Annotated in this window: 21 protein-coding genes and 1 pseudogene; 6 read left to right on the top strand and 16 right to left on the bottom strand. The window is 73.4% G+C overall.

Annotation, left to right across the window (positions count from 1 at the left end):
* From J4557_RS44445 to J4557_RS44430, 4 genes and pseudogenes are all read right to left on the bottom strand, one after another.
* Positions 1-495: pseudogene (locus J4557_RS44445) on the bottom strand (hypothetical protein); the annotation flags it as partial.
* Positions 496-595: 100 nt separating this feature from the next.
* The gene (locus tag J4557_RS44440) at positions 596-1,396 is read right to left on the bottom strand and encodes a carbon-nitrogen hydrolase family protein (protein WP_208273159.1); all 801 of its coding nucleotides are present in this window, start codon (positions 1,394-1,396) and stop codon (positions 596-598) included.
* A gap of 29 nt (positions 1,397-1,425) precedes the next feature.
* A complete protein-coding gene (locus tag J4557_RS44435; protein WP_208273157.1) occupies positions 1,426-3,933 on the bottom strand; it encodes a DEAD/DEAH box helicase in 2,508 nt (835 codons plus the stop codon).
* Between the two features lie 126 nt (positions 3,934-4,059).
* Entirely contained in the window at positions 4,060-4,656 is a 597-nt protein-coding gene (locus J4557_RS44430; RefSeq protein ID WP_208273155.1) for an HD domain-containing protein, read from the bottom strand.
* A 95-nt stretch (positions 4,657-4,751) separates the two neighbouring features.
* Between J4557_RS44430 and J4557_RS44425 the strand changes: the two genes are divergently transcribed.
* Positions 4,752-4,940, top strand: a complete 189-nt coding sequence (locus tag J4557_RS44425) for a hypothetical protein (protein WP_208273153.1) — start codon at positions 4,752-4,754, stop codon at positions 4,938-4,940.
* Positions 4,941-5,067: 127 nt separating this feature from the next.
* On the opposite strand, the gene gnd is transcribed toward J4557_RS44425, so the two are convergent.
* Complete coding sequence (gene gnd / locus J4557_RS44420) at positions 5,068-6,492, bottom strand: NADP-dependent phosphogluconate dehydrogenase (RefSeq protein ID WP_208273151.1); 1,425 nt, start codon at positions 6,490-6,492, stop codon at positions 5,068-5,070.
* 151 nt (positions 6,493-6,643) lie between these two features.
* Here gnd and J4557_RS44415 point away from each other — a divergent pair, with 151 nt between their 5' ends.
* Together J4557_RS44415 and J4557_RS44410 are read left to right on the top strand one after the other, a co-directional pair.
* Positions 6,644-7,393, top strand: a complete 750-nt coding sequence (locus tag J4557_RS44415; protein WP_208273176.1) for an HAD family hydrolase — start codon at positions 6,644-6,646, stop codon at positions 7,391-7,393.
* Positions 7,390-9,795: a glycoside hydrolase family 65 protein gene (locus J4557_RS44410; protein WP_208273149.1), complete on the top strand. Its 2,406-nt coding sequence runs from the start codon at positions 7,390-7,392 to the stop codon at positions 9,793-9,795. The genes J4557_RS44415 and J4557_RS44410 overlap by 4 nt, the downstream gene beginning before the upstream one ends.
* A 67-nt stretch (positions 9,796-9,862) precedes the next feature.
* Here J4557_RS44410 and soxR read toward each other — a convergent pair whose 3' ends face one another.
* From soxR to J4557_RS44375, 7 genes are all read right to left on the bottom strand, one after another.
* Positions 9,863-10,432, bottom strand: a complete 570-nt coding sequence (gene soxR / locus J4557_RS44405; RefSeq protein ID WP_243777335.1) for a redox-sensitive transcriptional activator SoxR — start codon at positions 10,430-10,432, stop codon at positions 9,863-9,865.
* A gap of 85 nt (positions 10,433-10,517) precedes the next feature.
* Positions 10,518-11,087: a DUF421 domain-containing protein gene (locus J4557_RS44400; RefSeq protein ID WP_208273146.1), complete on the bottom strand. Its 570-nt coding sequence runs from the start codon at positions 11,085-11,087 to the stop codon at positions 10,518-10,520.
* A gap of 115 nt (positions 11,088-11,202) precedes the next feature.
* Positions 11,203-13,020: a phosphoenolpyruvate carboxykinase (GTP) gene (locus J4557_RS44395; RefSeq protein ID WP_307800563.1), complete on the bottom strand. Its 1,818-nt coding sequence runs from the start codon at positions 13,018-13,020 to the stop codon at positions 11,203-11,205.
* Between the two features lie 177 nt (positions 13,021-13,197).
* Positions 13,198-14,277 carry an ABC transporter ATP-binding protein gene (locus J4557_RS44390; protein WP_208273174.1) on the bottom strand — a complete coding sequence of 360 codons (1,080 nt, stop codon included), beginning with the start codon at positions 14,275-14,277 and terminating at the stop codon, positions 13,198-13,200.
* Positions 14,278-14,285: 8 nt separating this feature from the next.
* On the bottom strand, positions 14,286-15,071 hold the full coding sequence (modB, locus tag J4557_RS44385) for a molybdate ABC transporter permease subunit (RefSeq protein WP_208273143.1): 786 nt from the start codon (positions 15,069-15,071) through the stop codon (positions 14,286-14,288).
* Positions 15,068-15,844 (bottom strand): molybdate ABC transporter substrate-binding protein, encoded by a 777-nt coding sequence (modA, locus tag J4557_RS44380; RefSeq protein ID WP_208273142.1) that lies wholly within the window; start codon positions 15,842-15,844, stop codon positions 15,068-15,070. Before modA ends, modB begins: the two co-directional genes overlap by 4 nt.
* A gap of 17 nt (positions 15,845-15,861) precedes the next feature.
* A complete protein-coding gene (locus tag J4557_RS44375; RefSeq protein WP_208273140.1) occupies positions 15,862-16,269 on the bottom strand; it encodes a TOBE domain-containing protein in 408 nt (135 codons plus the stop codon).
* 180 nt (positions 16,270-16,449) lie between these two features.
* Here J4557_RS44375 and J4557_RS44370 point away from each other — a divergent pair, with 180 nt between their 5' ends.
* The 3 genes from J4557_RS44370 to J4557_RS44360 all read left to right on the top strand — a co-directional run bounded on the left by J4557_RS44370 (position 16,450) and on the right by J4557_RS44360 (position 18,676).
* Positions 16,450-17,475, top strand: a complete 1,026-nt coding sequence (locus J4557_RS44370; RefSeq protein WP_307800562.1) for an alpha/beta hydrolase — start codon at positions 16,450-16,452, stop codon at positions 17,473-17,475.
* A 62-nt stretch (positions 17,476-17,537) separates the two neighbouring features.
* Positions 17,538-17,963: a PPOX class F420-dependent oxidoreductase gene (locus J4557_RS44365; protein WP_208273136.1), complete on the top strand. Its 426-nt coding sequence runs from the start codon at positions 17,538-17,540 to the stop codon at positions 17,961-17,963.
* A gap of 77 nt (positions 17,964-18,040) precedes the next feature.
* Complete coding sequence (locus tag J4557_RS44360; RefSeq protein WP_208273134.1) at positions 18,041-18,676, top strand: hypothetical protein; 636 nt, start codon at positions 18,041-18,043, stop codon at positions 18,674-18,676.
* A 197-nt stretch (positions 18,677-18,873) separates the two neighbouring features.
* Here the strand turns inward: J4557_RS44360 and J4557_RS44355 are convergent, their stop codons facing one another.
* From J4557_RS44355 to J4557_RS44340, 4 genes are all read right to left on the bottom strand, one after another.
* Positions 18,874-19,077: a hypothetical protein gene (locus J4557_RS44355; protein ID WP_151546846.1), complete on the bottom strand. Its 204-nt coding sequence runs from the start codon at positions 19,075-19,077 to the stop codon at positions 18,874-18,876.
* A 177-nt stretch (positions 19,078-19,254) separates the two neighbouring features.
* A complete protein-coding gene (gene der / locus J4557_RS44350) occupies positions 19,255-20,640 on the bottom strand; it encodes a ribosome biogenesis GTPase Der (RefSeq protein WP_190867857.1) in 1,386 nt (461 codons plus the stop codon).
* 37 nt (positions 20,641-20,677) lie between these two features.
* Positions 20,678-21,340, bottom strand: a complete 663-nt coding sequence (gene cmk, locus J4557_RS44345; protein WP_307800561.1) for a (d)CMP kinase — start codon at positions 21,338-21,340, stop codon at positions 20,678-20,680.
* 229 nt (positions 21,341-21,569) lie between these two features.
* Positions 21,570-22,685: a prephenate dehydrogenase gene (locus J4557_RS44340; RefSeq protein WP_208273130.1), complete on the bottom strand. Its 1,116-nt coding sequence runs from the start codon at positions 22,683-22,685 to the stop codon at positions 21,570-21,572.
* Positions 22,686-22,736: the final 51 nt, after the last annotated feature.

The raw sequence follows: 22,736 nt of genomic DNA, 5'->3' as shown, positions 1-22,736 counted from the left end.
CGTGGCCGCCGGGCGGGCGTGCGCCGGGCCGGCCTGGGCGTCCCCCGACGACCCGGGCGGCGCCGCCGTCCCCGACGCTCCGCCTCCCGGACGCGCCCCTGGCGCACCGTCCTGCGCGTGCACCGGGCCGCCGGGAACGGGGGCGGGCACGCCCGGCACGGCTCCCGGCCCGGCTCCCGGCAGGGCCTCCGGCGGGACGGACGTCGGGGCGGCTGCGCCCGGCACGGTGGCCGCGCCGCCCGGTGCGCCGGACATGGGCGCGGACGGACTCACCGCGTCCGGCCTGAGGGTTCTCGCCGGGGGTTCGCGCCTCGTCCCGTAGCCGATCACGCCGACGATGCCGGCCGCCAGGACGAGGGCGAGCACGGCGGCCGGGAACGGCGAACGGCCGCGAGAGGCCAGGGCGGTGCGGGCACCGAACAGGCGGGAGCGGAGTGGCGGGCGGGGCGCGGCGCGGGTGTATCCGGCCGGGGGGAGGTCACGGGATTCGGGCACGGTCCGATCGTCACGGTCCGCGCACGGCCGCACACGGAGAATGCCGGAGACCGTTGCCCGCTCGATACAGTCCCGGACCCCGCGGCCTCCGGCGGGCGGGTCAGGCCAGCGGGACGGTGGTGAACCGGCGCAGGGACAGCGCCGGATTCTTCTCCCGCACGGCCGCGACGCGCTCGGGCGACACCTCGGCGGCCGCGGTGCCGGCCGTCTCCCCCAGCGCCGCGACGACGACGCCCATCGGGTCGACGATCATGCTGTTGCCCGCACCGGTCGGGGCGCACTGGCCGGCGGCCGCCACGTAGATCGTGTTCTCGATCGCGCGGGCCCGGACGAGCGTGCGCCAGTGGTCCTCCTTGAGCGGCCCCGGCACCCACTCGGCGGGCAGCGCGAGCACGTCCGCGCCCGCGTCCACGATCCGGCGCGTCACCTCCGGGAACCGGACGTCGTAGCAGGTCTGCATGCCGAACCGCACGCCGTCCACGGTGAACGTCTCGGGGTCGCCGATCGGGCCGGGCCGGACGACGTCCGACTCCTTGTACCCGAACGCGTCGTACAGGTGCGTCTTGCGGTACGTCGCGGCGACGGCGCCGTCCGGGCCGATCGCGAGGAGGGTGTTGGAGATCCGGCCGGGGTCGTCGAGCCGCTCGTTCACGCCCGCCACCACGTGCAGGCCGTGCCGGCGCGCCAGCTCGCCGAGCCCGGCCGCGAACGGGCCGTCCAGCGGCTCCGCCGTGTCGAGGAACCGCCGGTCCAGCCTCGGCGCGGTGAACATCGCGAACTCCGGGAACACGACGACCCTCGCGCCGCGCCCCGCCGCCTCGGCGGCGAGCCCGCCGATCGACGCCAGGTTGGCGTCCTTGTCCTCACCGGGCGCGAACTGCGCGACCGCGATCTGCACCATGCCTCGGCCCTCCCGCCACGTCCGGTCGATCACATGCGGTCCACGGCGGTGACCCGGACGACCGCCGCGCCCTCCTGGTCGGAGCCCGCCAGGTCGACCTCGGCGGAGATGCCCCAGTCGTGGTCGCCCGCCGGGTCGTCGAACACCTGCCGGACCCGCCACAGCGCGTCGTCCGGCACCTCCTCGATCCGCAGCAGCTTCGGCCCGCGCGCGTCCGGGCCGGTGAGCAGCTCGTCGTGGTCGTCGAAGTAGCCGTCCATCGCCTCCCGCCAGGCGTCCTCGCCGAAGTCGGGGTCCAGCTCGCCCAGCTCCCGGTACCGCTCCAGCGCCGCCAGCTCGACCCGGCGGAACATCGCGTTGCGGACCAGCACGCGGAACGCCCGCGCGTTCGCGGTCACCCGCGTGACCCGGTCCTCGATCGGCTCGTCCACGTCCTCGTCGGCCGGGTTGGCGAGCTGCTCCCACTCGTCCAGGAGGCTGGAGTCCACCTGCCGCACCAGCTCCCCGAGCCACTCGATCAGGTCGATGAGGTCGTCGGTCTTGATCGACTCGGGGACGGTCTGCTGCAGCGCCTTGTACGCGCCCGACAGGTACCGCAGGACGAGCCCCTCGGCCCTGGCCAGCTCGTAGTACCCGATGTACTCGGTGAACGTCATCGCCCGCTCGTACATGTCCCGGACGACCGACTTCGGCCGCAGCGGATGGTCGCCCACCCACGGGTGCCCGGCGCGGTAGATCTCGTACGCGGCGCCGAGCTCCTCCTCCAGCGGCTTCGGGTGGTCGACGTCCTGGAGCAGCTCCATCCGCTCCTCGTACTCGATCCCCTCCGCCTTCATCTCCTGGACGGCCTCACCGCGCGCCTTGTTGACCTGCGCGGCGAGGATCTGCCGCGGGTCGTCCAGCGTCGCCTCGATCACCGACAGCACGTCCAGCGCGTACGACGGCGACGCCGGGTCCAGCACCTCGAACGCGGCCAGCGCGAACGTCGACAGCGGCTGGTTGAGCGCGAAGTCCTCCTGCAGGTCCACGGTGATCCGCGCGTACCGGCCGAGGTCGTCGGGCTCCGGCAGCACCTCCACCACCCCGCCGGCCAGCAGCGACCGGTAGATCGCGATGGCCCGGGAGATGTGCCGGCGCTGCGCCGACGGCTCCTCGTGGTTGTCGGTCAGCAGCCGCTTCATCGCCTGGAACGCGTTGCCCGGACGGGCGATCACCGACAGCAGCATCGCGTGGGACACCTGGAACCGGGACCGGAGCATCTCCGGCTCGGCGTCCTGCAGCTTCCTGAAGACCTCCTCGTCCCAGCCGACGAACCCCTCCGGCGGCTTCTTGCGCTGCACCTTCCGCCGCTTCTTCGGGTCGTCGCCCGCCTTGGCCAGGGCCTTCTCGTTCTCCACCACGTGCTCGGGCGCCTGCGCGACGACGAACCCGACGGTGTCGAACCCGGCGCGCCCGGCCCGCCCGGCGATCTGGTGGAACTCCCGCGCCCGCAGCCGCCGCACCCGGTGCCCGTCGTACTTGCTGAGCGCGGTGAACACCACCGTCCGGATCGGGACGTTCACCCCCACGCCCAGTGTGTCCGTCCCGCAGATGACCTTCAGCAGCCCCGCCTGCGCGAGCCGCTCCACCAGCCGCCGGTACTTCGGCAGCATCCCCGCGTGGTGCACCCCGATCCCGTGCCGGACGAACCGGGACAGGTTCCGCCCGAACTTCGTGGTGAACCGGAAGTTGCCGATCAGCTCCGCGATCCGCGCCTTCTCCGCCTTCGTGCACACGTTGATGCTCATCAGCGACTGCGCCCGCTCGATCGCCGCCGCCTGCGTGAAGTGCACCAGGTAGATCGGCGCCTTCTGCTCGGCGAGCAGCTCCTCGATCGTCTCGTGCAGCGGCGTCACCCGGTAGTCGTAGATCAGCGGGACGGGCCGCTCCGCGGACGTCACCAGCGCGGTCGGGCGGCCCGTCCGGCGCATCAGGTCCTTCTGGAAGAACGACACGTCGCCGAGCGTCGCCGACATCAGCAGGAACTGGGTCTGCGGCAGCTCCAGCAGCGGGATCTGCCACGCCCAGCCCCGCTCCGGCTCGGCGTAGAAGTGGAACTCGTCCATCACGACCACGCCGATGTCGGCGTCCGCGCCGTCCCGCAGCGCGATGTTCGCCAGCACTTCGGCGGTGCAGCACACGATCGGCGCGTCCGCGTTCACGCTGGCGTCGCCGGTCATCATCCCGACGTTCTCGCGGCCGAACATCTCGCACAGGTCGAAGAACTTCTCCGACACCAGCGCCTTGATCGGCGCCGTGTAGAACCCGACCTGGTCCTTGCCGAGGGCCGCGAACAGCGCCCCGGCCGCCACCAGGCTCTTGCCGGACCCGGTCGGCGTCGAGAGGATCACGTTCGCGCCCGAGACGACCTCGATGAGCGCCTCCTCCTGCGCGGGGTACAGCGTGATCCCGCGCCCGGACACCCATCGCTCGAACGCCTCGAACAGCGAATCGGGATCGGCGTCGGTACCGGAAGGAAGCTCATCGATCAGACTCACTCCTCCATCCTGCCCCGGATCGCCCACTGCTCGCGTCACCCGCCGCCGCGCGGCCCCTATGAGCGGCCCATATGAGCGGCCCATACGAGCGGCACGGACGGGCGGCACGGACGGGCGGGCCTGGCGTCACACGAGCGTGTGACCGTACTCCGCCGCCAGGGGCTCGAGATCGGGCACGCCGTAGAGCTCGCGCATCGCCTTGAACCTCGCGACCTTGTCGCCGCCGAACCGCCGCACGTGCACCGCGTAGGACGAGGCGTTGACGAACGACGGCGGGTCGGTCTTGCTGTGGAACTTGTCCGCGTACATGACGAGCCGCTCCTCGCCCGTCTCGGCCAGGTAGTCGGCGCGGGGCAGGGGCAGGTTCTGCCGCTCGACGTCGTCCCTGGTCAGCCCCATCCCGGTATGGTGCGAGCAGAACCGGCAGAGCACCTCGGAAAGGCCCTCCTCCGCGAGCAGCCCGTGCCCGATCATCCCGTGCCGGATGTACTGCTTGTGGTCGAGCTCCCCGGTGATGTCGTACAGCCGGTACACCCCGACGTCGTGCAGCAGGCACCCGGCCCGCACGAGCTCCTTGTCGACGTCCAGGCCGCCGGCGTCCATCAGCTGCTCGGCGATCCGGCACACGATCACGCAGTGCGTCCAGACCAGCTCGAACGCCTCCCGGCCGGGCGCCAGCCGCTCGTGCAACTCCCGAATCTCACCGTCCTCCGGTATCCGCACGCGCCCGACCCTATCCGGGGGCCCGGCGGCCGGTTAGGGAGCGGGCGTTCGGTTAGAACGTGCTGGACGAAACAGCGAGACGAGGAGACGCAGCCATGGCGAAGAAGAAGTACGACCCCGCCGACCGGGGCCCCGGGGCCAGCTCGGGGCACGAGGAGCTGCCGCGCGAGCGGATCGTGCCCGGGAGCGGGAGCGCCGCGGAGGGCTACGAGTCCAGGGAGGGGAGCGGGACGCGGGATGGCAACCCGATCGCGGGCGTGGAGCGGGAGGACGGCGACGCGTGACCGGCCCGGGACCGGGCCCGGCCGGCGGCCGCGCCCGATCGCCGGTCGCCGGCCGGTCCCGATGCCGCTCCGGGCGGCGGGCGGGACGCAGGCGGGGGGCGCCCCCGCTCCCCGGCGGGAGCGCCGGTCAGGACGTGACCTCGGTGCGGTCGCCGCCCCAGAGGGTGTGGAAGGAGCCGTCGCGGTCGACGCGGCGGTAGGTGTGGGCGCCGAAGAAGTCGCGCTGGCCCTGCGTGAGCGCGGCGGGCAGCCGGTCGGCGCGCAGCGAGTCGTAGTAGGCGAGCGCGGTGGCGAACCCCGGCGCGGGGACGCCGATGCGGGCGGCGGTGGCGACGACGTCGCGCCAGGCGTCCTGGGCGTCGCCGAGGGCCTCGGCGAAGTGGTCGTCGGTGAGCAGCGTCGGCGTGGAGGGGTCGGCCTCGTACGCGGCGCGGATCCGGTCGAGGAAGCGGGCCCGGATGATGCAGCCGCCGCGCCAGATCGTGGCCATCGCGCCGGAGTCGATGTTCCAGCCGTACTCGGCGCTGCCCGCCTGGATCTCGTGGAAGCCCTGCGCGTAAGCGACGATCTTGGACGCGTACAGCGCCTTCTCGACCTTGTCCGCGAAGCCCGCGTCGGCGACGGCGCCGCGCGCCGGCCCCGGCAGGTTCCGGGACGCCGCGCGCAGGTCCGCGTGGCCCGAGACGGACCGGGCGAACACGGCCTCGGCGATGCCGCCGACGGGGACGCCGAGGTCCAGGGCCGTCTGGACGGTCCAGCGGCCGGTGCCCTTCTGCTCGGCCTGGTCCAGCACCACGTCCACGAACGGCTTGCCGGTCGCGGCGTCGGTGTGCGCGAGCACCTCGGCCGTGATCTCGATCAGGTACGACTCCAGCCGGCCGGTGTTCCAGGTGCGGAAGACCTCGGCGATCTCCGCGGGCGCGAGCCCCGCGGCGTGCCGCAGCAGGTCGTAGGACTCGGCGATCAGCTGCATGTCGGAGTACTCGATGCCGTTGTGCACCATCTTCACGAAATGCCCGGCGCCGTCCGGGCCGACGTGGGTGCAGCACGGCGTCCCGTCGACCTTCGCGGCGATGTCCTCCAGCAGCGGGCCCAGCGCCTCGTAGGACTCGGCGGAGCCGCCCGGCATGATGCTCGGGCCGTGCAGCGCGCCCTCCTCGCCGCCGGAGATGCCGGTGCCGACGAAGTGGATCCCGCGCTCGCGCAGCGCGGCCTCGCGGCGGCGGGTGTCGGCGAAGTGCGCGTTCCCTCCGTCCACGATCATGTCGCCGGGCTCCAGCAGCGGCGCGAACTCGTCGATCACCGCGTCGGTCGGCGCGCCCGCCTTCACCATGATCACCAGCCGGCGGGGCCGCTCCAGCGACGCGACGAACTGCTCCGGGGTCTCGGCGGGCAGGAAGGTCCCCTCGCCGCCGAACTCCTCCACCAGCGCCTTCGTGCGGGCGGCGGTGCGGTTGTGCACGGCGACGGGATGACCGTGCCGGGCGAGGTTGCGGGCCAGGTTGCGACCCATCACCGCGAGCCCGGTGACGCCTATACGCGCCGTTTCCATTGGTTCTCTCCTCTTCGTGTGCCACCCTGGCGAAGGGGTTGTACGACGATCATGATCCCCCCGTTCGAACGCCGGCCCCGCATGTCCTGTTCCGGCATGGGAACGGGACGCACTTGAGAACGATTCCGATCGTGTCATCCAGGGGGTGCGGATGCTGGGACTGCCGGACGCGGCGGTGGCGTGTCTGTTCGATCTCGACGGGGTGCTTACCCGCACCGCGGCCGTGCACGCGGCGGCGTGGAAGGAGATGTTCGACGGCTACCTGCGCGAACGCGCCGATCGGACCGGTGGGCCGTTCGTCCCCTTCGACCCCGTGAAGGACTACGGGCGCTACGTCGACGGCAAGAAGCGCGAGGACGGGACGCGCTCGTTCCTGGAGTCGCGCGGCATCACGCTGCCCGAGGGCGACCCGGACGACCCGCCGGAGAAGGCCACCGTGCGCGGCCTCGGGAACCGCAAGAACGCCCTGGTCCTGGAGCTGATCCGGACCAAGGGCGTGGAGACCTTCGACGGGTCGATCGACTTCGTCCGCGCGGCCCGCGAGGCCGGGCTGAGGACGGCGGTGGTGTCCTCCAGCGCCAACACCGTCCAGGTGCTGCGCTCGGTCGGGATCACCGACCTGTTCGACGCCCGGGTGGACGGCGTCGTCGCGGCGGAGCGGCACCTGCCCGGCAAGCCCGCGCCGGACATGTTCCTCGCCGGGGCGAAGGAGCTGGACGTGCCCGCGGACCGGGCCGTCGTGTTCGAGGACGCGCTCGCCGGCGTGCAGGCCGGCCGGGCCGGCGGGTTCGCGTACGTGGTGGGCGTCAACCGGGTCGACGGCGAGCACGCGAAGGAGCTCGCGGCGTACGGCGCCGACGTGGTGGTCAACGACCTGTCCGAGCTGCTGGAGGACAAGTGACGGACCCGGAGGGACAGACCAGCGTCGACCGGCCGGTGTTCACCGTGGAGCCCTGGTGCGTCCGCGAACCGGAGCTGCGGCTGGACCGGCTGGCGCAGAGCGAATCGGTGTTCGCGCTGTCGAACGGCCATCTCGGCCTGCGCGGCAACCTCGACGAGGGGGAGCCGCACGGCCTGCCGGGCACCTACCTGAACTCCTTCTACGAGCAGCGGCCGCTGCCGCAGGCGGAGACCGCCTACGGCTATCCCGAGTCGGGGCAGACGGTCATCAACGTCACCAACGGCAAGGTGATCCGGCTGCTGGTGGACGACGAGCCGCTGGACGTGCGGTACGGGCGCGTCCACCACCACGAGCGCGTCCTGGACATGCAGGCCGGGACCCTGACCCGGCACGTGGAGTGGACGTCGCCCGCCGACCAGCGCATCAGGGTGACCTCCACGCGGATGGTGTCGCTGGCGCAGCGCGCGGTGGCGGCGATCTGCTACGACGTGGAGCCGGTCCACCAGTCCATGCGGGTCGTCGCGCAGTCGGAGCTGGTCGCCAACGAGGCGCTGCCGGACGGCGACAAGGACCCGCGCGCGTCGGCGATCCTCGACCATCCCCTGATCAGCGAGGAGCACGTCGCCAACGGCACGAAGGTGCTGCTGCTGCACCGGACGCGGCAGAGCGGGCTGCGGATGGCGGCGGGCATGTCGCACCACATCGAGGGCCCCGACTCGATGGCGATCGAGACGGAGAGCTCCCCGGACGTGGGCCGGCTGACGGTCGCGACGCGCCTGGAGCCGGGGCAGCGGCTGCGGATCATCAAGTACCTGGCGTACGGGTGGTCGAGCCGGCGGTCCCGGCCGGCGCTGCACGACCAGGTGGTCGGGGCGCTGGCGGGCGCGCGGCAGACCGGCTGGGAGGGGCTGCTGGCCGAGCAGCGGCACTTCCTGGACGAGTTCTGGTGCGGCGCGGACGTGGAGGTCGACGGGGACGCCGAGATCCAGCAGGCGGTCAGGTTCGGCCTGTTCCACACCCTGCAGGCGGGCGCGCGCGCGGAACGCCGCATGATCCCGGCGAAGGGCCTCACGGGCCCCGGCTACGACGGGCACACGTTCTGGGACACCGAGACGTTCGTGCTCCCGGTGCTGACCTACACCGCGCCCGACGCCGCCGCCGACGCGCTCGCGTGGCGGCACATGACGCTGCCGCTGGCGTGCGAGCGGGCCGCCCAGCTCGGGCTGCACGGCGCCGCGTTCCCGTGGCGGACGATCCGCGGCCACGAGTGCTCCGGCTACTGGCCCGCCGGGACCGCGGCGTTCCACATCAACGCCGACATCTCCGACGCCGTCGTCCGGTACGTGGACGCCACGCAGGACGAGCGGTTCGAGCGGGAGATCGGGCTGGAGATCCTGGTGCAGACGGCGCGGCTGTGGCGCAGCCTCGGCCACCACGACGTCGGCGGGGTGTTCCGCATCGACGGCGTCACCGGACCGGACGAGTACAGCGCGGTCGTGGACAACAACGTCTACACCAACCTGATGGCCCGCCGGAACCTGCTGGAGGCGGCGGAGACGGCGATGCGCCATCCCGACATGTGCGACCGGCTCGGCGTGGACGCCGAGGAGGCCGCGTCATGGCGGGACGCGGCGTCGGCGATGGTGATCCCCTACGACGAGCGGCTGGGCGTCCACCCGCAGAGCGAGAACTTCACCAACCACGCCCGCTGGGACTTCTCGGCGACCAAGCCGGACCACTACCCGCTGCTGCTGCACTTCCCCTACTTCGACCTGTACCGCAAGCAGGTCGTGAAGCAGGCGGACCTGGTGCTGGCCCTGCACCTGTGCGGGGAGGAGTTCACCGAGGAGCAGAAGGCCCGGAACTTCGAGTACTACGAGAGCCTGACGGTGCGCGACTCGTCGCTGTCGGCGCAGACGCAGGCGGTGGTGGCGGCCGGGGTCGGGCACCTGGAGCTGGCGCACGACTACCTCGGCGAGACCGCGCTGATGGACCTGCACGACCTGAACCGCAACACCCGCGACGGGCTGCACGTGGCGTCGATGGCGGGCGCGTGGAGCGGGCTCGTCGCCGGGTTCGGCGGGATGCGGGCGAGCGGCGGGCGGCTGCGGTTCGCGCCGCGGCTGCCGGGCGGCATCAGCCGGCTGGCGTTCCGGATGCGGTACCGGGGCAGCCGGGTGCGCGTCGAGGTGACCGGGGAGGCGGCCACCTACGAGCTGCTGGACGGCCCCGCCATCACGCTGTGGCACCACGGCGAGGAGTTCGAGCTCGCGGACGAGCCGGTCGAGCTGCCGATCGAGCAGGTCCCGACCCGTCCGGCGCCGACCCAGCCGGCCGGGCGGGAGCCGGCGCCGCGCCGCATCGACCCGCACAGCAGGGAGCCTCGCCCCGGCATCACCTGACCGGTACGCCGCCCGGCCGCTTCCGGCCCCGTTCCCGCTCCGGGCGGGCACCGGGCGGCGCCCGGGGTCAGGACCGGGCCGCGCAGGACACCGGGTCGCAGTCGTCCTCCGACGCGCCGTCCCCGCCCTCGCCGCCGTCCTCGCCCTCGCCCTGCGGAGCCCGCCGGGGCTCGGGGCGGGCGGCGTCGACCAGCAGGCGGCGCGGGCCGGGCCCCTCGTCGCCGAGCCGGTCGTAGGGGTTGGCGAGCGCGCACTTGCCGATCGACAGGCAGCCGCAGCCGATGCACTCGGTGAGGTCGTCGCGGAGCCTCTCCAGCTGCCGGATCCGGGCGTCGAGGTCGGCGCGCCACAGGTCGGACAGCCGCGCCCAGTCCGCCACGGTCGGCGTGCGCTCCTCGGGAAGCGTGGCCAAGGCGTCCCTGATGTCGGCGAGCGGGATGCCGACCCGCTGCGAGACCTTGATGAACGAGACGCGGCGCAGCGTGTCGCGGGTGAAGCGGCGCTGGTTGCCGGCGGTCCGGCGGCTGCGGATCAGCCCCTTGGCCTCGTAGAAGTGCAGGGCCGAGACGGCCACGCCGCTGCGCTCGGCGAGCTGCCCGACGGTCAGTTCGTGCTTGCGGTGCTCAAGGCGCGTCATGGCGCGCATCCTATGCGACCTCGACCGGACTTGAGGTTTCCGGACGGTCACCGCCGGAGCGCGCCCGCCGCACCGGTCCGAGAGGTCAGTACCGCCCGGCGAGCCGCTCCAGATGCCGTTCGATGCGCTCGAGCCGCGCCTGCAGGTCGGCGACATCGCCGGCGCTGGCGGACTGCTCGGCGTCCCGCAGCCGGACCACGACCGCCCCGCCCGGTTCGAGGGTGACGAGCCGGGTGTCGGCGACGTCGTCGCCGCCCTGCTCCTGGATCGCCTCGTCGACGTCGGCCGGCCGCAGCCCGAGGCGCAGCAGCGTCCGCCGCCGGTACGCCCCGTGCTCCGCCAGGACGCTCGCGCGGCCGTGCACCAGGCCGGAGAGCCACGGCAGGAACAGAGCCGCCCGCACCAGCACCGCGTTCAGCGCCAGCAGCACCACGGCGCCGAGCACTCCCCCGGTCAGCGAGTCGTCGGGGCCGATGACCGCGTTCTGCACGACGTTCGACAGCAGCAGCATGACCACGAAGTCGAAGCCGTTGAGCTGGGCCAGCTCCCGCTTCCCGGCCATCCGCAGCAGGACGACGACCACCAGGAAGACCGCCGCCGACCGGATCACCTTGTCGGCCACCGGGACGCCCATCCCGAAAAGGTCATGCAACATGTTCCACTCCGATCCCCACAAAGGCTCGCGCCCGCTCGCAGAAGGATCTCAGCGAGCGGGCGCGGACGGGGGGACGGGCCCGTCCCGCACGGCCGGCGGGACGGGCGGCGCCGGATCAGGCGTCCAGGCGGCGCACCAGGTCGTGGTACTCGTCCCACAGCGCCTTCGGCATGTGGTCACCGAACTTCTCGAAGAACTCCGGCACGAGGGCGGCCTCCTGCTTCCACACCTCGGTGTCGACCGACAGCAGCGTCTCCAGGTCGGCGTCGTCGATCTCCAGGCCGGCGGTGTCGAGCGACTCCTTGGTCGGCAGCTGCCCGATCGGGGACTTGGCCGCGTCGGCCTTGCCGTTCAGCCGCTCGACGATCCACTTCAGCACCCGGCTGTTCTCGCCGAAGCCGGGCCAGATGAACCTGCCGTCGGCGTTCTTGCGGAACCAGTTGACGTAGTAGATCCGCGGGAGCTTCTCGGGGTCGGTGGCCTTGCCGATCTTCAGCCAGTGGCCGAAGTAGTCGCCCATGTTGTAGCCGCAGAACGGCAGCATGGCGAACGGGTCGCGGCGCAGCTCGCCGACCGTGCCCTCGGCGGCGGCGGTCTTCTCGGACGCGATGTTGGCGCCGAGGAACACGCCCTGCTGCCAGTCGAAGGACTCGGTGACCAGCGGCACCGCGGACGCGCGGCGGCCGCCGAACAGGATCGCCGAGATCGGCACGCCCTTCGGGTCCTCCCACTCGTCCGCCGCGATCGGGCACTGCCCGGCCGGGGTGGTGAAGCGGGCGTTCGGGTGCGCGGCGGGCGTCTCGGACGCGGGCGTCCAGTCGTTGCCCTTCCAGTCGGTCAGGTGCGCGGGCGGCTCGTCGGTGAGGCCCTCCCACCACACGTCGCCGTCGTCGGTGAGCGCGACGTTCGTGAAGATGCTGTTGCCCCACAGCGTCTTGACGGCGTTGGCGTTGGTGCTCTCACCGGTGCCGGGCGCGACGCCGAAGAAGCCGGCCTCGGGGTTGATGGCGTAGAGGCGGCCGTCCTCGCCGAACCGCATCCAGGCGATGTCGTCGCCGATCGTCTCGACCTTCCAGCCCGGGATGGTCGGCTCGAGCATGGCGAGGTTGGTCTTGCCGCACGCCGACGGGAACGCGGCGGCGACGTAGCGGGTCTCGCCCTCCGGCGGGGTGAGCTTGAGGACGAGCATGTGCTCGGCCATCCAGCCCTCGTCGCGCGCCATGGTCGAGGCGATCCGCAGCGCGTAGCACTTCTTGCCCAGCAGGGCGTTGCCGCCGTAGCCGGACCCGTAGGACCAGATCTCCCGGGTCTCCGGGAAGTGGGTGATGTACTTGGTGGAGTTGCACGGCCACTTGACGTCGGCCTGCCCCGGCTCCAGCGGCGCGCCCACCGAGTGGACGGCCTTGACGTAGGTGCCGCGCTCCTCGATCAGCCGCAGGGCGCCCGTGCCCATCCGCGTCATGATCCGCATCGAGACGGCGACGTAGGCGGAGTCGGTGATCTCGACTCCGAGCTGGGAGATCGTGCCGCCCAGCGGGCCCATGCAGAAGGGCACCACGTACATGGTGCGGCCCTTCATGCAGCCGTCGAAGAGCCCGCCGAGGGTCTGCCTCATCTCGGCCGGCGCGACCCAGTTGTTGGTCGGCCCGGCGTCCTCCTCCTTCTCGGAGCAGATGAACGTCCGGTCCTCGACCCGGGCGACGTCGGTCGGGTCGGAGGCGGCGTGGAAGCTGTTGGGCCGTTTGGCCGGGTCGAGACGCGTGAGGGTGCCCTGCTCGACGAGGAGGCCGGTCAGACGCTCCCACTCCTCGTCCGAGCCGTCACACCACTCGACGCGGTCGGGCTTGGTCAGCTCGGCGATCCCGCGTACCCACTCCACTAGTTCGGTGTGGCCGGTAGGGGCCTGGTCGAGGCCGGGGACCTGGTTGGACACGGGCAACTCCTTCAGCTGTTCGCAGGATGTTTGCATGATGAACAAGACCCGACGTTTTTGCCATTTGGTCTGGACCAATCCCGTCGCCTTCTGGGCCTTCCCGCGCAGTTTTGTGATTGATATCACTGGAGCACGGGTACCGGCAGCGGCACGCCGCCGGCCCCGGCTACGACCCGCTCAAGCTGGGTAAACGTGCGTTTCGGTGGCCTTCACAGCCGCCCAAATCATGCTGCCCTCGGACAAATCGAGTTCCGCGACCGATGCCGGAGTGATGTCCGCGACGGCGTCGAAAGGCGGCCCGGACAACCGCACCCGCACCCGGTCCCCATGGCGTTCGACCGCCGCGACACGCGCGCGCCAGAGGTTGCGCGGGCTGCCGTCGGGGCGAGTACGGTACAGCGCGACCGACGATGGCGCGAAGGCCAGGAAGACCTCCCCCTGGAGCGAGTCGACTGTGTCCAGCGTGTGCTCGCCCTCGGTGCCGCCGATGACTACGGTGCCCCCCTCGGCCTTTCCCCGGTACAGGTTCAGGCCGACGAGCCTGGCGACGTAGTCGGTGCGCGGCCGCCGGGCGACCTCCGCGGGCGTGCCCTCCTGCACCAGCCGGCCGCCCTCCACCACGACGATCCGGTCCGCCAGCACCATCGCGTCCAGCGGGTCGTGGGTGACGAGCACCGCGGCGCCCGCGAACCCGGCCAGGTGCCGGCGCAGCGCGGCGCGGATCTCCAGCCGGGTGTGCGCGTCGAGTGCCGCGAGCGGCTCGTCCAGCAGCAGCAGTCCCGGCTCGACGGCCAGCGCGCGCGCGAGCGCGACCCGCTGCGCCTGCCCGCCCGACAGCGCCCGCGGGCGCGCGGACGCGTACCCGGCGAGCCCCACCCGCTCCAGCCACTGCGCCGCCCGGCGCCGCGCGGCGCGGCGTCCGGCGCCCTGGCAGCGCGGCCCGAACGCGACGTTCTCCAGCACGCTGAGGTGCGGGAACAGCAGGTAGTCCTGGAAGACCATGCCGACGCCGCGGCGCTCGGCGGGCAGCGGGCGCAGGTCCGCCCCGTCCAGCCGGATGTGGCCGTCCGGCATCGCGACGAGCCCGGCGAGGGCGCGCAGCGCGGTGCTCTTGCCCGCGCCGTTCGGCCCGAGCAGCGCGACGACCTCGCCGGGCGCGGCGGCGATGGCGAGGTCCAGGTCGAACGCCGCCCGCCGCACGACGAGCCGCGCGTCCAGCCCCTTCCCGCCGCTCCCGGCCGTCACGTCCGCACCCATCCCGGCCGTCACGTCTGCACCCAGCGGTCGCGGAGCGCGGCCAGCACGGCCACCGACACCGCGAGCAGCACCAGGCTCAGCACGATCGCGGCCTGCGGGTCGTTCTGCAGCGCGAGGTAGACCGCGAGCGGCATCGTCTGGGTCCGGCCGGGGAAGTTGCCCGCGAAGGTGATCGTCGCGCCGAACTCGCCGAGGGCCCGCGCCCAGCACAGCACCGCGCCGGCCGCGACGCCGGGCGCCACCAGCGGCAGCGTGACGCGGCGGAAGATCGTCCAGCGGCCGGCGCCGAGGGTGGCGGCGGCCTCCTCGTAGCGCAGGTCGGCGCCGCGCAGCGCGCCCTCCACGCTGATCACCAGGAACGGCATCGCGACGAACGTCTCGGCGAGCACCACCCCGGCGGTGGTGAACGGCAGCGTGATCCCGAACGCCGAGTCCAGCCACGCGCCGACCAGCCCGCGGCGCCCGAGCGCCAGCAGCAGCGCCACGCCGCCGACGACCGGCGGCAGCACCAGCGGCACGGTGACCAGCGCCCGGACGATCCGCAGGCCGGGGAACGACGCCCGCGCCAGCACCCAGGCCAGCGGCACACCGAGGAGCAGGCACACGCCGGTGGCGAGCGTGGCGCTCAGCAGCGACAGCCGCAGCGCCTCGAGCACCTGGCCCCGGCCGAGCCGGGTGCCGAGGGTGGACCAGGGGGCGCGGGCGAGCAGCCCGGCCAGCGGCAGCACCAGGAACGCCAGTCCGGCCAGCGCGGGCAGCAGCAGGAACCAGGGCGGCCGGCCGGACCGGTTCACGGCGCCTCGAAGCCCGCCCCGGTGAGCGCGGCCCGGCCCTGCGCCCCGAGGACGAGCTGGATGAACTGCTTGGCGAGCGCGCCCTGCGGCGCCTTCTTCACCTCGACGATCGGGTAGTCGTTGACCGCCTGGGCCGACTCGGGGAACTCGATGGCCTTCACCTTGCCGGCCGCGGCCCTGGCGTCGGTGCGGTAGACGAGCCCCGCGTCGGCCTCGTCGAGGCTCACCTTGGTGAGCACCGCCTTGACGTCGGTCTCCTCGGACGCCGGCTCGACCCTGACGTTCGCCGCCACGAGCGCCTTCTTCGCCGCCGCGCCGCACGGCACCGTCGGCGCGCACAGCACGACCTTCAACCCGGGCCGCGACAGGTCCGCCAGCCTGGCGACCTTGCCGGGGTCCTTCGGCGGGACGGCGATGACCAGGCGGTTGCGGGTGAACACCTGCGGCGTTCCACCGGCGTCCCCCGCGTCGGTGACGGTCTTCATCGTCGCCGGGCTGGCGGAGGCGAACACGTCCGCGGGCGCGCCCTGCGTGATGCCCTGAGCGAGGCTGTCGCTGCCGCCGAAGTCGAACCTGACCTTCACCCCCGGATGCGCGGCCTCGAAGGTCTTGCCGAGGGCGGTGAAGGTCTCGGTGAGCGACGCCGCCGCGAACACGGTGAGGGTCCTGGACCCGCCGCCGCCCGAGGACGCGTCGTCGCCGGTGTCGCCGCAGCCCGCCGCCGCCAGTGCCAGGGACGCGCCGAGCACGGCCGCCCATGTGCGCTTGAACATGTCACTCCTCAAGGGGATCAGCCCGGGTCGGACACCTCGACGACGACGTTGGTCGACTTCACCACGGCCTCGGCGACCACGCCGACCCGCAGGCCGAGCTCGTCGGCGGCCTCGCGGCTCATCAGCGACACCAGCCGGAACGGCCCCGCCTGGATCTCCACCTGGGCCATCACTCCGTCCCGGACGACGTCGGTGACGATTCCGCGCAGCCGGTTGCGCGCCGAGGAGAACCGCTCGGCCTGCTCGGGGGGCGAGCCGCCGCGCGCCTGGTCGCGCACGAAGGCGGCCAGTTCGGCGCCCGGCACCCGCCGGTGGCCGTGCTCGTCCCGCTCGGCCGGCAGCCGCCCGCCGTCCACCCAGCGCCGGACGGTGTCGGCGCTGACGCCGAGCAGCCCGGCCGCCTCACTGATCCTGAACGTCGTCACGGGGGATGATCCTAGCCCTCGCAGATTCGACATGCACTCGTGCATTCGGCCAGATTCTGCGAGCTGTATAGGCCACTATCGCTGGCATTTGCCACGGGCTTGCCCCATCGGCCCCGGCTTCGGGGCGGCGGCGCCCGGATGTCACCATCTACTTGCACCCCCCGTAGTGAGGAGGACCCGGTGACGCAGCCGCACCCGACGACCCTGGTCATCGAACGCCACGGGACCGCGAGCCTGCGGTCCCGCGCGGTCTCAGCGGGGATCCGCCGCTTCCTGCGCCCCCGGCTGGCCAAGGCCGCCGCGCTTCCCTTCGACGACCGGGCGCTCCGGCGCGCGGCGGCCCTGGACCGGCTCGCCGGGCGGGCCCCGGCGCCGCGGGGCGTCCGCACGGAGAAGGTCCGCTTCGACGGGTTCGGCGCGGAGTGGGTGCGCGGGCCCGGCACGCCGTCCGCCCGCGACCGCGTGATCCTCTACCTCCACGGCGGCGGCTGGGTCAGCTGCGGCCTCAACACCCATCGCCGGATGATCGCCTCGTTCAGCGCCGCCGCCGGCGTCCCCGCGCTGTCGGTCGACTACCGGATGATCCCCGCCGTCCCGTTCGAGCGGGAGGTCGAGGACTGCCTCACCGCCTACCGGTGGCTGCTGGACGACCGGGGCGTCCACCCGGCGAGCATCGTGATCATGGGCGACTCGGCGGGCGGCCACCTCGCCTTCGCCACCGCGCTGCGCGCCCGCGCCGAGGGGCTGCCGATGCCGGCGGCGCTCGTCGCGCTGTCCCCCATGCTCGACATGGACCTGACCGACAAGCTCGCGCACGCCAACATGGGCCTCGACCCGTCCGACCCGGGCGTGCTGCTGGAGCGGCTGGTGGAGGCGTTCCTCGGGCACCTCGACCTGAAGGACCCGGCGATCTCCCCCGTCCGCGCCGACCTGGCCGGGCTGCCGCCCGTCCTGCTGACGGCCGGCTCCACCGAGCTGCTGTACCAGGACTCCGAGCTGATGGCGCGGCGGCTCGCCGAGGCGGGCGTGCCCGCGACGCTGCAGGTGTGGGACCGGCAGATCCACGTCTTCCAGATGTTCGGCCCGTACCTGCCGGAGTCCCGCGCGGCGATCCGCGCGCTCGGCCGGTTCGTGCGCGACGCGCTGGACGGCCGCCTCGCCGCCGCCCCGAGCGACACGCCCGCCGGCCTGGAGAGCACCGGTTGACCTGAATCGCGGTCGAGGTCCTAGCGTCGGCTCCGTTCACCACCGCAGACAGGAGAGCGACGATGACCGACCCGTTCACCCCGGCGGAGCGCGCCTACCTGGCCACGCAGGACCTCGGCCGGCTGTCCACGATCGGCCCGGACGGCGGGCCGCAGACGAGGCCCGTCGGGTTCCGGCTGAACGGCGACGGGACGATCGACATCGGCGGCCCCGACAACGCCGCCAGCCGCAAGTACCGCAACGTCCTCGCGGACCCGCACGTGTCGTTCCTCGTCGACGACAAGCCGCCCGCCGACGACCCGGACGCGGTGCGGCCCGGCTGGGGCCGCGGCGTGGAGATCCGCGGCACGGCGGAGCCGGTCAAGGGCCGCATGCACATCGGCGAGGGCTACTTCAGCGACGACCTGATCCGGATCCGCCCGGTCCGCGTGATCAGCTGGCACATCGACGCCGAACACCCCGAGCAGCAGGCCCGCACGGTGGCCTGAGACGGCGGTGTGGACGCGAGCGCGGCGGGTAAAGGGGGTGCAAAACAGAATCCGTAGCCCGGTCAGGAGGAATGATCATGACTGGGACCATGCGCGTACCGCGCACCAGGGGCGGCTTCAGCGGGATCCTGCTGGTGCTGCTGGGCCTGTGGGGCGGGCTGCTCCCCTTCGCGGGCCCCTACTTCGACTTCGGGTTCGCTCCCGACGACACCTGGGTCTACAACACCGACCGGCTCGAGCTCAGCATCGCCCCCGCGGCCGCCGCCGTGCTGGGCGGGCTGATCGTGCTGTTCAGCGCGCACCGCGCGATCGCGATGCTCGGCGCGTGGCTGGGCGTCCTCGGCGGCGCCTGGTTCGTGGTGGGCGGGCCGCTCGCCACGCTGTGGGACGTCCCCGGCGTGGGCGCGCCGCTCGGCACCGGCGACGGCCGGCACCTCGCCGAGCAGCTGTCCGGTTTCGCCGGGCTCGGCGTCGTCATCGTGTTCTTCGCGGCGCTCGCGCTGGGGCGGTTCGCGGTGGTCGGCGTCCGCGAGGCGCTGCCGCCGGACGAGCCGCAGCAGGAGTCCGCCGGCACCACGCAGCCGCTGGTGTTCGGCCGCTACGCGCGCGAGAACGCCGGGCCCGGAGGACCGGCCGAGCCCGTCCGGCCGCCCGCGCCGCGCCCGCCGGGCGACCAGCGGGTCGCGGGCGAGCAGGGCGGCGTCGAGCGGTAGGCGCCCGGACGGCTGGTGCCGGCCCGCTAGGCCCCGACGGCAGGCGCCCGGACGGCGGTGGTGCGGGCGGTGGCGCCGGTCCGCGTGCGCGCGAGTCCCCCCGCGCGCACGGCTCCGGCGCCGTCCGGGCCGCGGCCCATGGCTTCGGGCTGCGCCCAGGGGCCGCGGACGACGGCCTGAGGGCTCCTGACGGGCTTTCAGCGGTTCCGGCTGCGCATGTTCCGGACGGACTTGGTGGTCTCGTAGCTGCCCTTCTCGTCGTCCAGCTTCACGTCGTCGCGGTCGGTGAACATCGCGACGAACGCGACCAGCAGGCCGACGCCGCCGATCCAGGGCTCGCGCCAGACGAAACTGGCCGCCACGCAGGCGACCGCAACGGCAATGAGCAGCAAGAGCTTCACGTCGCACCCCTCGACCGCGCCATGAACGTCCGGGAGAACAGCTCACCCAGACTAGAACACGCATTCGTTGCGGAATCAACGAGTAATGGAAGACTTACCCGCTGCCCGCAGGATGCATCCTGACACGCCGCGGCCCGCCGGGGAAAGATCCCCGGCGGGCCGCACCGGATGATCCGGCTACTTGCGCGCCTTGCCGCGCTTCTCGCGGATCTTCATCGCGATGTCGAGCGGCGTCCCGGCGAACCCGAACTCCTCGCGCAGCCTCCGCTCGATGAACCGCCGGTACCCCTCCTCGAGGAACCCCGAGGTGAACAGCACGAACCGCGGCGGCCGCACCCCCGCCTGCGTCGCGAACAGCACGCGCGGCTGCTTGCCGCCGCGCACCGGGTGCGGGTGCGAGTTCACCAGGTCGGCGAAGAACTGGTTCAGCTTCGACGTCGGGACGCGGGTGTTCCAGCCGTCCAGCGCCGTGTCGATCGCCGGGACGAACCGGTCCATGTGCCGGCCCGTCCTGGCCGAGATGTTCACCCGCGGCGCCCACCGCGCGTTGTGCAGCTGCCGGTCGATCTCCCGCTCCAGGTAGTGGCGGCGCTCCTCGTCCAGCAGGTCCCACTTGTTGTACGCGATGACCAGCGCCCGGCCCGACTCGATCACCATCGACACGATCCGCAGGTCCTGCTCGGCGAGCGGCTCCGCCGCGTCCACCAGCACGACCGCCACCTCGGCGCGCTCCAGCGCCGACTGGGTGCGCAGCGTCGCGTAGAAGTCGGCGCCCTGGTTCTCCCGGTGCCGCCGCCGGATCCCCGCCGTGTCGATGAACCGGAACGTCCGGCCGCCCAGCTCGATCAGCTCGTCGATCGGGTCGCGGGTGGTGCCGGCCACCGCGTCCACCACGGCCCGGTTCTCCCCCGCCAGCTGGTTCAGCAGGCTCGACTTGCCGACGTTCGGACGGCCCAGCAGCGCGATCCGGCTCGGCCCGCCCTGCTCCCCGAACGTCTCGCGCGGCGCCTCCGCCGGCAGGGCCTCCAGCACCGCGTCCAGCAGGTCGCCGCTGCCGCGGCCGTGCAGCGCCGACACTGGATGCGGCTCCCCGATGCCCAGCGACCACAGCATCGCCGCGTCCGCCTCGGCGCCCGTGTCGTCGACCTTGTTGGCCACCAGCACCACCGGCTTGCCGGACCGGCGCAGGATCTCCACCACGGCCTCGTCCACGTCCGTGGCGCCCACCGTCGCGTCCACCACGAACATCACCACGTCGGCCAGGTCGACCGCGAGGCGCGCCTGCTCGGCGATCGCGGCGGCCAGCCCGGCCGCGTCCGGCAGCCAGCCGCCGGTGTCGACGACGGTGAACCGCCGCCCCGACCACGTCGCGTCGTAGGCGACCCGGTCCCGGGTCACCCCCGGCACGTCCTCGACGACGGCCTCGCGGCGCCCCAGGATCCGGTTCACCAGCGTCGACTTGCCGACGTTGGGCCGCCCCACCACCGCCACCACCGGCGCGGGGCCGGCGTCGGCGGCGACGTCCTCGACGACGTCCGCGGTCTCGATCTCGTAATCGCTCACAGTCATATATCCCCACAGGGGCCGTCAGGCCGCCCGCTCACTCATGCTCTTTGGCGAGGCGGACGACCGCCTCGATGACCTCGGCGAGGCCCAGCTCCGTCGAGTCGATCTCGTGCGCGTCCGCCGCCTTCGCCAGCGGGGACGCCTTCCGGGTGGAGTCCAGCCGGTCGCGGCGCGCCTGCTCCGCCTGCGTCACCGTCACCGACGCGCCCGGGTCCGCCGCCAGGTCCTTCGCGCGGCGGGCGGCCCGCACCTCCTCGCTGGCGGTGAGGTACACCTTGACCGGCGCGTCCGGCGCGACGACCGTGCCGATGTCGCGGCCCTCCACGACGATGCCCCCGTCCGTCATGATCTCACGCTGCAGCGCCACCAGCCGCGCCCGTACGGCCGGGACCGCGCTGACCGCGCTGACCGCGTTCGTCACCTCGCGGGTCCGGATCGGCTCCGACACGTCCTGCCCGTCCACGCTGATCGACGGGGCGTCCGGGTCGGTGCCGGACACGATCACCGGGTCCCCGGCGCGGGCCGCGACCGCGTCGGCGTCCTCGACCGGGACGCCGTTGCGCAGCATCCACCACGTCATCGCGCGGTACATCGCGCCGGTGTCGAGGTAGCGCAGGCCGAGCGCGCGGGCGACGCCCTTGGACGCGCTGGACTTGCCCGATCCGGAGGGTCCGTCCATGGCGATGACGAGCGGCACGATCGCTCCCTTTCGTCGGCGTCGAAGCGCCCGCCGGCGCGGGCGGGCGGCGGGCGGGGCGGGCGGCGGAACGCGAGCGTTTCCCTCGCGGGGGCCCAGCGCATCAGGCTACCGGCCCGCGCACACCACCGCGGCCCGCAGCAAGATCCACGACCCGCGAGAACCAGGCCGCCACGCGACCCGACCCTGCGCGGGGCGGGGGCGCGCGGTGAGGTTCCGGGCGGTGCGGCTAGCGGCCGGGCACCGACCAGCCGCGGGAGCGCAGCTCGGCGGCGAGCCTGTCCGCCGCCTCCGGCACCACCGACAGCTCCAGGACGCCCAGCGGGCGGCCCGGCGAATGCTCGATCGTCACGTCCTCGATGTTCACCCCGGCGACCCCCGCCGCCTGGAAGATCATCGCCAGCTCGCCCGGCCGGTCCGGGATGACCACCTGCACCGTCGCGTACGCCGACTGGTCGCCGCCGTGCTTGCCCGGGATCCGGGACCGGCCCGCGTTCCCGCGCAGCAGCAGGTCCGCCACGTGCGCCGCCGCGCCCTCGCTGCCGTCCCGCAGCAGCGACGCCGCCACCGCCAGGTCCGTCGCGACCGCCTCCAGCACGTCCGCGACCGGCTCGGCGTTCGCCGACAGGATCCCGATCCACAGCCGCGGGTCGCTCGCCGCGATCCGCGTCACGTCCCGGACGCCCTGCCCCGACAGGCCCAGCGCCACGTCGTCGGCGGCCGTCAGCCGCGCCGCGACCGCCGCCGACACCACGTGCGGGCCGTGCGACACCAGCGCCACCGCCCGGTCGTGCTCGGCGGCGTCCACCTCCACCGGCATCGCGCCGCACGCCTTCGCCAGCGCCGTCACCGCCGCCACCGCCTCCGGAGCCGCCTCCGGCGTCGCGCACAGCGCCCACGGCCGGCCGAGGAACAGGTCCGGGCGGGCCGCGCCCGGACCCGACCGCTCGCTGCCGGCGAGGGGATGCCCCGCCACGAACGTCGACAGGTCACAGCCCAGCTCCGCCGCCTGCGCCAGCGGCAGCGCCTTCACGCTCGCCACGTCCGTGTACGCCGTGGCCAGACCGCGCTTCTGCGCGTCCAGCAGCGTCACCGCGACCGCCGCGGGCGGCACCGCCAGCACCGCCAGGTCCGCCGGCTCCGCGGACGCCCCGTCCGGCAGCGCCGTCCCCGCGCCCAGCTCCACCGCCAGCGCGAGGGCGGCGGCGTCCCGGTCGGTCAGCAGCACCTCGGCGCCGCGCTCGCGCATCGCCAGCGCGATCGACGTGCCGATCAGGCCCGTCCCGACCACGACGATGCGGCCCACCACGTCCTCGTCCACGCCCGTCACCCTACTGCGCCCCATCCCGCCTGATCACTGCGTCCGACCCTGCCCTGTCCGGTCGCCACCGCGCCC

This window comes from Actinomadura nitritigenes (genome assembly GCF_017573545.1).
GTDB lineage: Bacteria > Actinomycetota > Actinomycetes > Streptosporangiales > Streptosporangiaceae > Spirillospora > Spirillospora nitritigenes.
The sequence above is the reverse complement of the archived record's forward strand: the minus strand, read 5'-3'. Positions and strand labels throughout refer to the sequence as shown.